The 14,635-nt window shown below is 73.0% G+C and carries 10 protein-coding genes; 4 read left to right on the top strand and 6 right to left on the bottom strand.

Annotated elements, in window-relative coordinates:
* Positions 1 to 95: 95 nt before the first annotated feature.
* The 3 genes from BFV98_RS18770 to pdhA are packed head-to-tail and all read right to left on the bottom strand — an operon-like array spanning position 96 to position 3,738.
* Entirely contained in the window at positions 96 to 1,565 is a 1,470-nt protein-coding gene (locus BFV98_RS18770) for a dihydrolipoamide acetyltransferase family protein (RefSeq protein ID WP_071098930.1), read from the bottom strand.
* A 5-nt stretch (positions 1,566 to 1,570) separates the two neighbouring features.
* Positions 1,571 to 2,560: an alpha-ketoacid dehydrogenase subunit beta gene (locus tag BFV98_RS18765; RefSeq protein WP_071097248.1), complete on the bottom strand. Its 990-nt coding sequence runs from the start codon at positions 2,558 to 2,560 to the stop codon at positions 1,571 to 1,573.
* Positions 2,560 to 3,738: a pyruvate dehydrogenase (acetyl-transferring) E1 component subunit alpha gene (pdhA, locus tag BFV98_RS18760; RefSeq protein ID WP_013283359.1), complete on the bottom strand. Its 1,179-nt coding sequence runs from the start codon at positions 3,736 to 3,738 to the stop codon at positions 2,560 to 2,562. The genes BFV98_RS18765 and pdhA overlap by 1 nt, the downstream gene beginning before the upstream one ends.
* 485 nt (positions 3,739 to 4,223) lie before the next feature.
* Between pdhA and BFV98_RS32295 the strand changes: the two genes are divergently transcribed.
* Complete coding sequence (locus tag BFV98_RS32295; RefSeq protein ID WP_176921707.1) at positions 4,224 to 4,973, top strand: hypothetical protein; 750 nt, start codon at positions 4,224 to 4,226, stop codon at positions 4,971 to 4,973.
* A 616-nt stretch (positions 4,974 to 5,589) separates the two neighbouring features.
* Here the strand turns inward: BFV98_RS32295 and BFV98_RS18750 are convergent.
* From BFV98_RS18750 to BFV98_RS18740, 3 genes are all read right to left on the bottom strand, one after another.
* The gene (locus BFV98_RS18750; protein WP_071097245.1) at positions 5,590 to 6,816 is read right to left on the bottom strand and encodes a hypothetical protein; all 1,227 of its coding nucleotides are present in this window, start codon (positions 6,814 to 6,816) and stop codon (positions 5,590 to 5,592) included.
* 52 nt (positions 6,817 to 6,868) lie between these two features.
* Positions 6,869 to 8,572, bottom strand: a complete 1,704-nt coding sequence (locus BFV98_RS18745) for a GTPase (RefSeq protein WP_071097243.1) — start codon at positions 8,570 to 8,572, stop codon at positions 6,869 to 6,871.
* A 115-nt stretch (positions 8,573 to 8,687) separates the two neighbouring features.
* Positions 8,688 to 10,505 (bottom strand): ABC transporter, encoded by a 1,818-nt coding sequence (locus tag BFV98_RS18740; RefSeq protein ID WP_071097242.1) that lies wholly within the window; start codon positions 10,503 to 10,505, stop codon positions 8,688 to 8,690.
* Positions 10,506 to 10,715: 210 nt separating this feature from the next.
* On the opposite strand from BFV98_RS18740, the gene dnaK reads away from it, so the two are divergent.
* The 3 genes from dnaK (at position 10,716) to dnaJ (ending at position 14,631) form a co-directional block, all read left to right on the top strand.
* A complete protein-coding gene (gene dnaK, locus BFV98_RS18735) occupies positions 10,716 to 12,578 on the top strand; it encodes a molecular chaperone DnaK (RefSeq protein ID WP_071097240.1) in 1,863 nt (620 codons plus the stop codon).
* A 48-nt stretch (positions 12,579 to 12,626) separates the two neighbouring features.
* The gene (gene grpE / locus BFV98_RS18730; protein ID WP_013283365.1) at positions 12,627 to 13,364 is read left to right on the top strand and encodes a nucleotide exchange factor GrpE; all 738 of its coding nucleotides are present in this window, start codon (positions 12,627 to 12,629) and stop codon (positions 13,362 to 13,364) included.
* 79 nt (positions 13,365 to 13,443) lie between these two features.
* Positions 13,444 to 14,631, top strand: a complete 1,188-nt coding sequence (gene dnaJ, locus BFV98_RS18725; protein ID WP_071097238.1) for a molecular chaperone DnaJ — start codon at positions 13,444 to 13,446, stop codon at positions 14,629 to 14,631.
* Positions 14,632 to 14,635: the final 4 nt, after the last annotated feature.

The following is a 14,635-nucleotide window of genomic DNA, read 5'->3' as shown; positions in this document are numbered from 1 at the left end:
CCCTCAGATCCGACGAATCCGTTCCCAAAAAAGTCACGGCCGGTGTGCCGGGCGTTCACCCGTGGCACACCGGCCGTGACCGGGGCGGTGGTGCGTCAGGTCCAGGCGAGCAGCGCCGCCTCCGGGTCGGCCAGGAAGTCCCCGATGTCGCGGAGGAACTTCGAACCCAGCTCACCGTCGATGATCCGGTGGTCGAAGGACAGGCCCAGCGTGGTCACCAGGCGCGGCTTCACCTTGCCCTTGTGCACCCACGGCTGCTCCCGTACCGCGCCGAAGGCGAGGATCGCCGACTCACCCGGGGGCAGGATGGGCGTACCGGTGTCGACGCCGAAGACGCCGACGTTGGTGATGGTGAGCGTGCCGCCGGACATGTCCGCCGGGGACGTCTTGCCCGACTTCGCGGTCTGCACCAGTTCCGTCATCGCGTCCGCCAGCTCGCGCAGCGAGAGCCGCCCGGCGTCCTTGATGTTCGGCACGATCAGGCCGCGCTCGGTGGCCGCCGCGATGCCGAGGTTGACGTACTCCTTCACCACGATCTCGTCGCCGGCCCAGGTCGAGTTGACCATCGGGTGCCGCTTGACGGCCAGGAGCACCGCCTTGGCGACCAGCAGCAGCGGCGAGACCCGCACGTCCCGCCACTCGCGCCGTTCACGCAGCCGGTCCAGCGCCTTCATCGCCCGGGTCACGTCGACGGTCAGGAACTCCGTCACGTGCGGGGCGGTGAACGCCGAGCGGGCCATGTTCTCCGCGGTGAGCTTGCGTACCCCCTTGACCGGGATGCGCTGCTCGCGGTCCGCGCCGAAGCTCGCGGCCGACGCGGCAGGCGCCGCGACCGTCAGCGGCTCGGCCGCCGCCGGGGTCGCGCTCGCCGCCCGCTGTACGTCCTCACGGGTGATCGAGCCGAGCGGACCCGAGCCGGTGAGCGTGGCCAGGTCGATGCCGAGATCCTTCGCCAGCTTGCGGACCGGCGGCTTGGCCAGAACCGGGCCGGAGACCCGGCCGTTGCCGTTGACCGCCGGCGCCGGAGCGGGCGCCACCGGCGCGGGAGCGACAGGCGCGGGTGCCACCGGGGCGGCGGCCTGAACCGGTGCCGCGGCCGGCGCGTCGCCCTTGCGGGGGCGGCGCTTGGCCGGGGCGTTGCGCGGGCCGTAGCCGACCAGCACGGCGGTACGCCCACCCGGGGCCACACCACCGATCAGGCCCGGCTCGACCATGCCCTCGGCCGGCGCGACCTGGACCGCTGCAAGCGACGCGGCCGACGGGGCGGGCAGGTCCGACGCCGGGGTCGCGGTCGTCGACTCCTCGATCGGCCCGGCGTTCGGATCGGTGTCGATCGCGATGATCGGTACGCCGACCTCGACCGTCGACCCCTCCGGGTGGAAGATCGCCTGCACCCGGCCGGCCCACTTCGCCGGGATCTCGACCGCCGCCTTGGCGGTCTCCACCTCGACGATCGGCTGGTTCAGCTCGATGTCGTCGCCGACCTTGACCAGCCAGGCGAGGATCTCGCCCTCGGTCAGGCCCTCGCCCAGGTCGGGAAGGTTGAACTCCTTGATCCGGGACATGCCGCTCACCAGCCGAACGTGCGGTCGACGGCGTCGAGCACCCGGTCCAGGTCGGGCAGGTACTCCTCCTCCACCCGGGCGGCCGGGTAGGGGGTGTCGAAGCCGGTCACCCGCAGCACCGGGGACTCCAGGGAGTAGAAGCACTCCTCGGTGATCCGGGCCGCGATCTCCGACCCGAGACCCAGGTTGCCCGGGGCCTCGTGCACCACCACGCAGCGGCCGGTGCGCCGCACCGACTCGTACGCGGCGGTCAGGTCCAGCGGCGAGATCGTGCGCAGGTCGATGACCTCCAGCTCGCGGCCGTCCTCTGCGGCGGCGGTGGCCGCGTCGAGCGCGGTGCGGACCATCGGGCCGTACGCCAGGACCGTCGCGTCGGTGCCGGGCCGCGCGACCCGGGCCGAGTGCAGCGGGTACGCGTCGGCGATCGGCGCGTCCAGGTCCACCGGGCCCTTCTCCCAGTAGCGCCGCTTCGGCTCCAGGAACACGATCGGGTCGTCCGACGCGATCGCCTGCTGGATCATCACGTACGCGTCCTGCGGGTTCGCGCAGCTCACCACCTTGAGACCGGCGGTGTGCGCGAAGTACGCCTCGGGCGACTCGGAGTGGTGCTCGACAGCGCCGATGCCGCCGCCGAACGGGATGCGGATGACCATCGGGATCCGCACCTTGCCCTGCGAGCGGTAGTGCATCTTCGCCACCTGCGACACGATCTGGTCGTACGCGGGGTAGACGAAGCCGTCGAACTGGATCTCGCAGACCGGCCGGAAGCCGCGGATGGCCAGGCCGACGGCGGTGCCGATGATGCCGGACTCGGCCAGCGGGGTGTCGATCACGCGCTGGTCGCCGAAGTCCTTCTGGAGGCCGTCGGTGATCCGGAACACGCCGCCGAGCTTGCCGACGTCCTCGCCCATGACGACGACCTTCGGGTCGTTCTCCAAGGCCCGCCGCAGGCCGGTGTTGAGCGCCTTGCCGAGGGTGAGCGTCTCCGTGGCCATCAGTGCGCGCTCCCCTCGAAGGACTCCATGTACTGCGTGAACCGGGCCCGCTGCTCGTCCAGTTCGGGAGAGCCGTTGGGGTAGACGTGGTCGAACATGGTCACCGGCTGCGGGTCGGGCATGGCGAGCACGCGCTCGCGCAGGTGCACCGACTCGGTGCGGGCCTGCTCGTCGACCTCGGTGAAGAACGACTCGTCGGCGATCTTCTGCTTCGTCAGGAACGCCTTCATCCGGGCGATCGGGTCCTTCGCCTGCCACGCCTCGACCTCGCTGGCGATGCGGTAGCGGGTCGGGTCGTCGGAGGTGGTGTGCGCGCCCATCCGGTAGGTGTACGCCTCGATCAGGCTCGGGCCCTGGCCGTTGCGCGCGTTGTCCAGCGCGTGCCGGGTCACCGCGTACGACGCGAGCACGTCGTTGCCGTCCACCCGGACGCCGGGGAAGCCGAACCCGCCGGCCCGCCGGTACAGCGGCACGCGGGTCTGCCGCTCCAGCGGCTCGGAGATGGCGTACTGGTTGTTCTGGCAGAAGAACACCAGCGGGGCGTTGAAGACGCTGGCCCAGACGAACGACTCGTTGACGTCGCCCTGGCTGGTGGCGCCGTCGCCGAAGTAGGCGATGACCGCCTCGCCGTCCTCGCCGCCGGTCTTGCCGTCCATGGCGACACCCATGGCGTACCCGGTCGCGTGCAGGGTCTGCGCCCCGATCACGATCGTGTACATGTTGAACTTGAACTCGTTCGGATCCCAGCCGCCCTGGTCGACGCCGCGGAACAGGCCCAGCGGCATGATCGGGTCGATGCCGCGGCAGTAGAGCACGCCGTGCTCGCGGTAGGTCGGGAAGGCCATGTCCTGCGTACGCAGCGCCCGGCCGGAGCCGACCTGCGCGGCCTCCTGGCCCAGCAGGCTGGCCCACAGTCCCAGCTCGCCCTGGCGCTGCAGAGCGGTGGCCTCGGCGTCCAGCTTGCGGACCAGCACGAGGTCGCGGTACAGCCCGCGGTACTCCTCGTCGGTGAAGTCGACGCGGTACTCGGTCCCGTCCGGGCCGAGCGCGCTCTCGATCCGCTCACCCTCGGGGGTGAGCAGTTGTACGAGTTCCGGTTCACCGGTCGCGGCGGCGCGCCTGGTGCGGGGTGCGGCCCGCTTGCTGCGGGTGGCGGCCCCGGGGTCGCCCTTTGCCATCCGTCTCTCCCTGTCTGTCTGCGCCGGCGCCGGGGGTTACCCGAGCCGAGCACCTCGTGCGCCCGCCCGGCTGGTGCCGGGTCGGTCCCTGGCGACCGCGCCTGACCCCGGTAGGGGTTGCCGCGCGGCGTGAGCCGGAGTCGGTCGGGGACAGACCCAGGCCCGGGAGCGCCGGCGCCGTTCCGCACCAGCCGCGGGGTACGCGGAGGTGGCGGCTGCGTTGCCGTCGTGTCTGAATGATTGCAGAGGAGGTGAGCGGGCCCACAGTATGGCCTCCCTCGCCGGTGAGGTTCGATCGGGTTCACGACGGATAAGCGCTTTTGTCCGCAGTGGCGGGTGCGGCCGACGTACAAAATGTGTGTCGACACGCGGTTGCGGCTGGTGAACTGAGCGTCACTGGGTCAAGCTTGCGGTGAGCTGTTGCGCGGCATTTGTCCGAATATCCGCGCGTGCTCTTCGTCCGTCCGTGCGTGAGGAGTGTGCCGGTGTCCGAACCAGAGGGTCCGCCCGGTACGCCCTTCCTTGGCCGGCACCGGGCCCTGCCCGCCTCCCCGTACCGCCGGGTCGTGGGCGCGCACCGCGCCCCCGGAACGGGCGGTCCCAGCCGCGGCTACCTGCTCACCGTGGCGTTGCTCGCCGGCACCGCGTCGATGCCGATCCTCGCCGCGATCAGCACCGGGTCGGCCACCGTCGGCAACAGCGCCCTCCCCGACACCAGCACGCCGTTCCTGCCGACCCCCTCGGTCGGCCCGGTGGTCATCCCGATGCCCCAGGGCACCCAGGCCCCGGCGCCGTCCACGCCCACGCCCGCCGTCGACGTGACATCGGTGCCCCCGGCGCGGCCGGTGCTCCCGGCGGCACCGGCCCTGCCCGACGACAGCGACCTCGGCTCCCGGCACCGGTCCCGCCCGGTCGCCGCGCCCCCGCCGCCGGCCGCGCCGGTCCGGCCCACCCCGGTCCGCCCGCCGCGCCCGTCACCGGTGCCCTCACCGTCGCCGTCGCACTCGCCGTCGGACCCGGCCACGCCGACGCCCGAGCCGAGCCCGAGCCCCGAGCCGTCGGTCACGACCGCCGAGCCGACACCCTCGGCAGGTTCGTCCGACCCGTCCAGCCCATCGGATCCGTCCGGTCCTGCCGACCCGTCCGGTCCTGCCGACCCGTCCGGTCCTGCCGATCCGTCGGGTTCCGCCGGGCCGTCCGACCCGGCCAGCCCGTCGGTCTCCCACACCTCATGATCCACACCACTCCGGCGTGGTGGTGCAGTCCCGACCGGCTTGATGCCGCCATTTCGCCGAGCTGGTGTGGATCAACGGTGTCCGGGTTCGTGCCCCTCGTGTCGAGCGGTGCGGTCGGGGGGCGTCTGGCCACATGATCGACACCACTACGGCGTGGTGGTGTGGTTCCGGTCGGCGCGATGCAGCCACCTCGCCGAGATGGCGTGGATCAACGAGGTCCGGGCCATGCCCCACTCGTGTCGGGCCGGGGTGGTCAGGACATGGCAGGCGCATGATCGATACCACTACGGCGTGGTGGTGTGGTTCCGGCCGGCCCAATGCCGCCACTTCGCCGAGGTGGTGTGGATCAACGGTGTCCGGGTTCATGCCCCTCGTGTCGAGCGGTGCGGTCGGGGGACGGCAGGCTGCATGATCGACACCATTACGGCGTGGTGGTGTGGTTCCGGTCGGCGCGATGCAGCCACCTCGCCGAGGTGGCGTGGATCACCGAGGGGGGGCGAGGTGATCGGGGTCGGTCTCGCATGATCGGCACCAGCTCGGCGTGGTGGTGTGGTTCTGGCCGGTCGGATGCCGCCACCTCGACGAGGTGGTGCCGAATCACGCGGGGCGCGAGTGCCTAGGCCGGGTCGTCGGTGAGGCGGTGGCGGTTCGCCTCGATCCAGGCGTTCAGCGCCTCCGGGTCGTCCGGGTCCACCCCGTCCGCCATGAGCTGGGCCACCGCCGCGGTGGCCGGGCTGCGCCGCTCGCCGGTGCTGTAGAGCCGCGCGAACTCCGGGACCATCTCGGTGATCGCCTCGTCCGTCCGGGCGGCGGCCGACTGTGACAGCCCACGCTGCCGGGCCGCGTACGCCGCCCAGGCGCGCAGCACCCGGGGCAGCATCGCGGCGTCGTCCATGTCCAGCACGGCCCGGCGGTGCACCCAGTCGAGCAGGAACAGCTCCGCGACCATCGGGCTCCACCGCATCGGGTCGGCATCCGGGAAGCTGGCCGCGTGGTCGAGCAGCAGGCCGAGGCAGAAGTGCAGCGAGGCCAGCTCGCCGTCGGCCACCTCGGGCAGCCCGAACCGGGCCGCCTCGGGTGAGTCGAGGAACGCGCGCACCAGGCGGGTGCGCTCCTCGTCGGTGGGCGGCGGCACGACCGCCGGACCGGCTGGCAGGGTCGGCCCGGGCAGTGCGGCCAGCCGGGCGCCCACGAGCGCCCGGTCGGTGGCGAGCGAGCCCTGTGCGGGCAGCTCGGTCAGGTCGTCGGTGACCGCCAGGTGGCGGCTCACCTCGGCGTGCATCCGGGCCGGGTCCTCGGTGCGGAACCAGGTGAACTCGTCCTCGGTGCAGATCTCCCGGGCCTGCTCGACGATCCGTCCGGCCGGGCCGCCGACGAAGACGTCCTTGGTGATGCCGATGTTGTGGTCGACGAGGGCAACCAGGGCGTGCTCCGGGCCGCCTTCCTCCTCGTCGTCGTACGCGAACGTGGCGAGGTAGGAGGTCTGGTCGCCGTACACGTCGCCGTAGGCCCAGGCGCCGGTGACGCGCACCCGGCCGAGCTGGCCGGCCCACGACGGGGCGTACGCGCCGGGCCGGACCCGGGCGGCGCCCTCGGCGTCGGGCACCAGGGCGGCGAAGACGGCCCGCAGGGTGGTCGCGGCGGCGCTGCGGCGCCGGGACGTGGCGGCGAGGAAGCCGCTGACGAACTCGCGGACGGCCCGCTCCCGGTCGTGCTCCGCGACGGCGTAGACGCTGCCCAGCAACGCCGCGCCGAGCATCTCCGCGTCCAGGGCCGAGTCGAGCCTCGTCACGTCGCGCGCGGCGTGCAGCACCGCGTCGTAGGGGGTCTGTGGCGTGGCCATGCATCGACCCTACGCCGCACCGGCCGCCCCCACACCGGTCAGCACGCCGGGTTCAGCGCCGTCCCGCCTCGCGCAGCGCGTCCCGGGCCGTGCCGTAGCGCGCCAGCACCGCCCAGACCGGGTCCAGCACGTACTTCTCCCCGACGCTGCCCACCGAGGTGAGCAGGCGCTCCTCCGCCCGCCGCCGGGCCCGCCGGGCGGCCCACCCCACCACCGGCCGGGTGACCGTCGCGACGAGCAGCCCGGCCAGCAGGCCGCCGAGCAGCAGGACCGTGGGCCAGGGCACCACACCGAGCGTCGGGTGTTCGAGCGGCGGCAGGCCGAGCAGGCGCACCGCGTACCCGAGGAGCAGCCAGACCAGGCCGGCCAGCGCGGCGAGGGTGACCACCCACTGGAGCACGCCCACCACCCGCCACCAGCCGGGCCGCCGGTCCATGCCCAGGTCGGTCGCGGCGACCGCGTGGTCGAGCGCGCCCGGCAGGTCGGCCTGCCGGGCCCGGGCCGCGGCGGTCACCGCGGTCGGCCACGGCGCCGGCAGACCGCTACCGGACCGCTCGGCCACCGCGCGGATCGCCAGCGTCAGCGCCGAGCGCTGCGCGGCTGTCGGATCGGGTACGGAGGTGGCCGCGACCAGGCTCTCCGCGGGCGCGTCCGGATCCCGCCCGGGCAGGTGCAGCCGGCGCAGCGGATCCGGCCGCAGCTTGCGCCAGCTCCGCAGCAGCGGCCAGCCGGTGTTGCTCACCGCCCGATGCCGGTACGCGCCCTCGACCGCCGCCGCCACGGTCGGCACCCCGGCCGCCCCGGCCAGTGCCCGGGTCAGCTCCTGCGCCGAGGCGTCACCGGGCCGGGTGCGCGGCGGCTCCGGCCCCACGAGCGGTTCGAGATCGGCCACCACGGCGTCCACGTCGCCGGAGAGCCGGCGCAAGGCGGCCTGCCGTTCGGCGACCGTACGCTCCAGCTCGGTCCGCAGCCCTTCCAGCCCGTTCGGGTCCACCGCGACGGTGGGCAGCAGCGGCACCCCGCCGAGCCCGTCGGCGTCGAGCAGCCGGCGCAGGTCGTCGAGGACCTTCGGCAGCTCGGTCGGGTGCAGCCGGTCGGCCTGGTTGAGCACCACGACCGTGACGTCCTTGTGCCTGTGGAACTCGCGCAGATAGCTGGTGTGGATCACGCGGTCGGCGTACTTCTGCGGGTCGACCACCCACACCACGAGGTCGACGAGGCCGAGCAGGCGGTCGACCTCCAGCCGGTGGCCGTGCTGCACCGAGTCGAAGTCGGGCAGGTCGAGCAGGACGAGGCCGTGCAGGTTCGACTCGTCGTCGGCGTCCAGCGGGCTCTCCCGGACGAACCGGTGCCGGGGCAGCACCCCGACCCAGTCGAGCAGCCGTACCGCGCCGTCGAGCGGGCCCCACACGCAGGCGTGCGCCACACCGGTGGTCGGCCGGCGTACGCCCACCGGCGACAGGTCGAGCCGCGCCAGCGAGTTGAACAGGCTCGACTTGCCGCTGCCGGTCGCGCCGGCGAGCGCGACCACCGTGTGGCGGCCGGAGAGCGCCAGCCGGTCACCGGCGCGCTCGACCACCGTGTGCGCGGCGACGAGCTGGGCGTCGGGCACGTGGCCGTCCACCGCGCCGAGGAACCGCTGGATCGCTGTCAGCCGTTCGATCAGGGTGTCCGGGTCGACCCGCTGCTCGCCCCGCATCGCCTCGCGCATCCGTCCCACGATGTTGCCCACGGTGCCGTCCTTGCTCGCGCTCACGGTGCGTTCCTTGCTCGCGACTGCGGGGCTCGCAGACCCGGCTCACTCCTCGCGCTCACGGTGCCGGTCCTTGCTCGCGACTGCGGGGCTCGCAGGACCGGCTCACTCCTCGCGCTCACGGGCGACCGTCCTGCTCGGGGGCCGGGAACAGGCCGCTGCGGTGCCGGGCCCGCTCGACCTCGACGGCGGCCCAGCGCAGCGCCGCACCGGCGTTGGCTGCGGGGCGCTCGGCCTCGGTGCGGCTCAGGTAGCGCCCGGCCTCCTCGGCCAGCAGCTTGCCGACCCGGTCGAGCAGGTCGACGCGGGCCTTGCGGGCCAGGTTGCGCACCGCCTGGTCACCGAAGATCGCCTGGAGCACGGTCTGCCCGGCGACCGCCGTGCCGGTGCCCGCGGCGACCTCCAGCCCGGTCGGGATGAACGCGGTGGAGGCGAACACGCCGATCATGACGGCGAGGCCGGTGGCGTTCACCGCGTACGCGGCCGTGCGGGCCACGAACCGCCGGTCGCCGCCCTCGACCCGGACCAGCTCCAGCACGCCGCGCTGCCAGTCGCGGACCAGCTGCTCGGCCCGCTCCGGCAGGTCGGCCGAGGGGTGGGCCAGGTCGGGCTCCAGCAGCGCCGCGCCCGCCGGGTGCGCCTTCCAGCCGGTGTACGCGTTCTCCGCCGCCTCGGCGGCCACCCCGCGCAGCAGCGTGACGAGCTGGGACTCGATCGCGGTACGCAGTTCCGCGGCGGGAGCGGGCCGCCCGGTGACCGCCGCGACCACCCGGTCGCGCAGGCGCCCGATGCGGGCCTCCAGCCCGCGGAAGAAGTCGCCGGTGCCGATGAACTCCTGCCAGCGGGCCAGCACCTCGCCGCGCAGCAGCCGGCCGTCCCTGAGCCCCTGGTCGACGCTCCGCTCCGCGCTCCGGTACGCGGCCTGGACCCGCTCGTCCAGCGCGTCGGCGGCGGTGACCTGCTCGTCGGCGGCCTCGGCCAGCCCTTCGACGACCGGGTGCACCGCGGCCAGCGCGCCGTCGAGTGTCTGCCGGACCACCGCGGCGCGGGCCTCGGCGTCGGCGGCGAGCCGGGCGAACCAGTCGCTCAGCGGCGCGGTGATCCGGTCCGGCAGCAGCCCTTGCCCGTCCACCCAGGTCTCCGGCAGCACGAACAGCGGCGAGGCGCCCAGCTCCTGCTCGGCGAGCATCTCGGACAGGTGGGCGGCGACCTCGTCGGCTGCCTCCGGGGGCACCCGGTCGAGCACCATCGCCACGGCGGTGCCCCGGGCGCGGGCGCTGCGGAGCAGTTCCCAGGGGACGGCGTCGGCGTACCGGGCGGCGGTGGTGACGAACAGCCAGAGGTCGGCGGCGGCGAGCAGCTGACCGGCGAGCGCCCGGTTGGCGTCGACCACCGAGTCGATGTCGGGCGCGTCGAGGAAGGCCAGGCCGGGCGGCAGCGCCGGCGCGGTGACCAGGTGCAGGGTGCCCGGCTGCTCGCTGGGCTCGGTGGTCCGGGTCAGACCGGGCAGCAGCTCACCCTGCCGGAACCAGGCCGCGTCGGTCGGGCTGCACACCAGCACCGGGGAGCGGGTGGTGGGGCGGAGCACACCCGCCGCGCTGACCCGCGCCTGGACCAGGCTGTTGACGAGCGTCGACTTGCCGGCGCCGGTGGAACCGCCGACGACCACCAGGAGCGGGGCGTCGAGCCGGGCCAGCCGGGGCAGCAGGTAGTCGTCGAGCTGGTCGGTGAGGCTCGTTGCGGCGTGCCGGGCCGGCTCGGCCGAGGGCAGGGCGAGCGGGAAGCGGGCCGCACCGATCGCCGCGCGCAGGCCGGTGAGCGCGGCGGGCAGGCCGTCGGCGGCGTGAGCAGGCTGGTCGTCGCCCGTGGTGGCTCCGGTGCGGGCTGCGACGGCGGGCGCGCCGGCACGGGTGGCGGAATCGCCATGCGTCGTCACCGCTAAAGCGTGCCCGACCGACGCAAGGTAAGACAACCGGACAGTAGTAACGGTCGGGTTGCGCCGGGTCGGCTCAACCCCGACTTGCGGATTGGCGATCGCGTGGCACTATTGAGTCAAGTTCACTCAACTTGTGGTGCGGTCGCTTCCGGGCGACCCGCCGGGCAGGCCGTCTGACCTGCTCACCCGTTATGAAGCGAGGAAGCGAACATGGCACGTGCGGTCGGCATCGACCTCGGCACGACGAACTCCTGCGTCAGCGTTCTCGAGGGCGGTGAGCCCACCGTCATCGCCAACGCCGAGGGCTCGCGTACGACTCCCTCGATCGTCGCGTTCGCCCGCAACGGCGAGGTGCTCGTCGGTGAGGTCGCCAAGCGCCAGGCGGTGACCAACCCCGACCGGACCATCCGGTCGGTCAAGCGTGAGATCGGCACCAACTGGACCGTCGACATCGACGGCAAGAAGTACACCCCGCAGGAGATCTCGGCGCGCACGCTGATGAAGCTCAAGCGGGACGCCGAGGCGTACCTGGGCGAGCAGATCACCGACGCGGTGATCACCGTCCCGGCCTACTTCAACGACGGGCAGCGCCAGGCCACCAAGGAGGCCGGTGAGATCGCCGGCTTCAACGTGCTGCGGATCGTGAACGAGCCGACCGCGGCGGCCCTGGCGTACGGCCTGGACAAGGGCTCCAAGGAGCAGACCGTCCTGGTCTTCGACCTCGGTGGCGGCACCTTCGACGTGTCCCTGCTGGAGCTGGCCGAGGGCGTGGTGGAGGTCAAGTCCACCAGCGGTGACAACCAGCTCGGTGGTGACGACTGGGACCAGCGCATCATCGACCACCTGGTGAAGACGTTCCGCGGCGAGCACGGCATCGACCTCTCGCAGGACAAGATGGCCATGCAGCGGCTCAAGGAGGCCGCCGAGAAGGCCAAGATCGAGCTGTCCGCCGCGACCACCAGCAACATCAACCTGCCGTACATCACCGCCGGTTCGGCCGGCCCGCTGCACCTGGACGTGACGCTCAGCCGCGCCGAGTTCCAGCGCATGACGCAGGACCTGCTGGACCGCTGCAAGGGCCCGTTCGAGCAGGCCGTCAAGGACGCCGGCATCAAGATCTCCGACGTCGACCACGTCATCCTGGTCGGCGGCTCGACCCGCATGCCGGCCGTGACCGACCTGGTCAAGCAGCTCACCGGCCGCGACCCGAACAAGGGCGTCAACCCGGACGAGGTCGTCGCCGTCGGCGCCGCGCTCCAGGCCGGTGTGCTCAAGGGCGAGGTCAAGGACGTCCTGCTGCTCGACGTGACCCCGCTGAGCCTGGGCATCGAGACCAAGGGCGGCATCTTCACCAAGCTCATCGAGCGCAACACCACCATCCCGACCAAGCGCTCCGAGGTGTTCACCACGGCCGACGACAACCAGCCGTCGGTGCTGATCCAGGTGTTCCAGGGCGAGCGGGACATCGCCGCCTACAACAAGAAGCTCGGCACCTTCGAGCTGACCGGTCTCCCGCCGGCCCCGCGCGGCGTGCCGCAGATCGAGGTCACGTTCGACATCGACGCCAACGGCATCGTGAACGTGCACGCCAAGGACCTGGGCACCGGCAAGGAGCAGAAGATGACGATCACCGGCGGCTCCTCGCTGCCGAAGGACGACATCGAGCGGATGCGCCGGGACGCCGAGGAGCACGCCGACGAGGACAAGCGCCGCCGTGAGGAGGCCGAGACCCGCAACGTGGCCGAGGCGCTCCAGTGGCAGACCGAGAAGTTCCTCGCCGAGAGCGGCGACAAGCTGCCCAGCGAGAACCGTGACCAGCTCAACGAGGCGCTCGGCGAGCTGCGCAGCGCCCTCGGCGGGCAGGACATCGAGAAGATCAAGTCCGCGCACGAGAAGCTGGCGCAGGTCTCCCAGCAGGCGGGCTCGCTGCTCTACGCCCAGCAGCAGGAGGGCGAGCAGACCGCACCGGGTGCGGCCGGGCCGGGTGCCGGCGCGGGTGCGGCCGGTGGCCCGAAGGCCGGTGGCGACGACGACGTGGTCGACGCGGAGATCGTGGACGAGGACAAGAAGTGACATCCGGTCCCGGACACGATTCGCACGGCAGAGGGATGAGGTAACCGCATGACGGACAAGCCACGAGCGGCCGGCCCGGGTGCCACCGGGTCGGCGCCGGGCGCCGGCAAGGACACCGGCGACGAACCCCGGGTCGTCATCCGCGACAAGCGCAAGCTCGGCAAGGTGACCGAGCAGCCGGCGAACGACGCCTCGGCGGCCGACGCGGCCGCCGACGCGCCCGCCGAAGGGCTGGTCGAGGAGGCCGAGGTCGTGGTCGACGAGATCGGCGGCGAGGCCGAGGTCAGCGGTCCGACCGTGGTCGACTCGCCCGCCGAGCCGAACGGCGGGACCGGCCCGGACGCGCCGCTCGGCGCCGAGCTGGAGTCGCTCCGCACCGACCTGGAGGAGCGCACCCGCGACCTCCAGCGGGTGACCGCGGAGTACGCCAACTACCGCAAGCGGGTCGACCGGGACCGCAACCTGGTTCAGGAACAGGCCACCGGGGCGGTGCTCACCGCGCTGCTGCCGATCCTCGACGACCTGGACCGGGCCCGTGAGCACGGCGACCTGGTGGGACCGTTCGGCAGCGTGGCCGAGCAGCTCACCGGCGCGCTCGCGAAGTTCGGCCTGACCGCGTTCGGTGAGACGGGTGACCCGTTCGACCCGACCCGGCACGAGGCGGTGGCGCACCAGACCTCCGCCGACGTGACGGAGCCGACCTGCGTCCAGGTCATGCGCCGTGGTTACCAGCTCGGCGAGCGGCTGCTGCGGCCCGCCATGGTCGCGGTCGCGGACCCGGAGTAGTGCCGACCCGTGACGTCCCGCCCGCCCGCACCGGGCGGGCGGGACGACCGGGGTTCGACCCGTGGAAGGGGGTGGACCGGTGAGTTCCAAGGACTGGATCGAGAAGGACTACTACGCCGCGTTGGGCGTGGACAAGTCCGCCTCCTCGGACGAGATCAAGAAGGCGTACCGCAAGTTGGCCCGGGAGTCGCACCCGGACCACAACCCCGGCGACACCGGCGCCGAGGAGCGGTTCAAGACCGTCTCCGAGGCGTACGCGGTGCTCGGTGACGAGAAGAAGCGCCGTGAGTACGACGAGATGCGCTCGCTGTTCGGCTCCGGCGCCTTCCGGCGCAACGCCCGCGGCGCGGGCCAGCCGGGCGGCATGCCGTTCGACGTCTCCGACCTGTTCGGCGGCGGTGCCGGGGGTGGGGACAGCCGGTTCAGCGGCGGCGGCTTCACCGACCTGTTCAGCTCGATCTTCTCCGGCGGTGCAGGTGGCGGCGGTCCGGCACGTCCGCGCGGCCCGGCCCGCGGCCGGGACGTCGAGACCGAGGTGGCGCTCGACTTCGAAGACGCGGTACGCGGCGTCACGCTGCCGCTGACGCTGCGCGCGCCCGGCGTCTGCGACACCTGCCACGGCAACGGCGCGAAGCCCGGCACCCAGCCGGTGGCCTGCCCGGTCTGCCACGGTGCCGGCGTGACCACCCGCAACCAGGGGTCGTTCAGTTTCTCCGAGCCGTGCCGCAACTGCCAGGGTGTCGGCACGATCGTCGAGGAGAAGTGCCCGGAGTGCCACGGCACCGGCGGGGTCACCAAGACCCGCACGCTGCACGTCCGCTTCCCCGCCGGGGTGTCGGACGGGCAGCGGATCCGCCTGGCCGGCCGAGGTGAGCCCGGCGAGCGGGGCGGTCCGGCGGGCGACCTGTTCGTGCAGGTGAAGGTCCGCCCGGACGAGCTGTTCGGGCGCACCGGGGACGACCTGACCCTGAACGTCCCGATCACGTACGCCGAGGCGGTTCTCGGCACGGACCTGCGCGTGCCGACCCTGGACGGGACGGTGACCCTGCGGGTGCCACCGGGTACGCCCAGCGGGCGGGTGCTGCGCGCCCGCGGCAAGGGCGTCGTACGCAAGGACGGCCGCGCCGGTGACCTGCTGGTCACGCTCGACGTGGTGGTTCCGGCGAAGGTCTCGGACGAGGCGCGGGCGGCGCTGGAGACCTTCGCGGCGCAGACTCCGCCCGCCGCGCGGCAACATCTCGACGCGCGGGTACGTCGATTCAGTTGACGGC

The organism is Micromonospora sp. WMMB235, assembly GCF_001855515.1.
Taxonomy (GTDB): Bacteria; Actinomycetota; Actinomycetes; order Mycobacteriales; family Micromonosporaceae; genus Micromonospora; species Micromonospora aurantiaca.
Note: the sequence above shows the minus strand (reverse complement) of the source record. Positions and strands in the feature narration are given on the sequence as shown.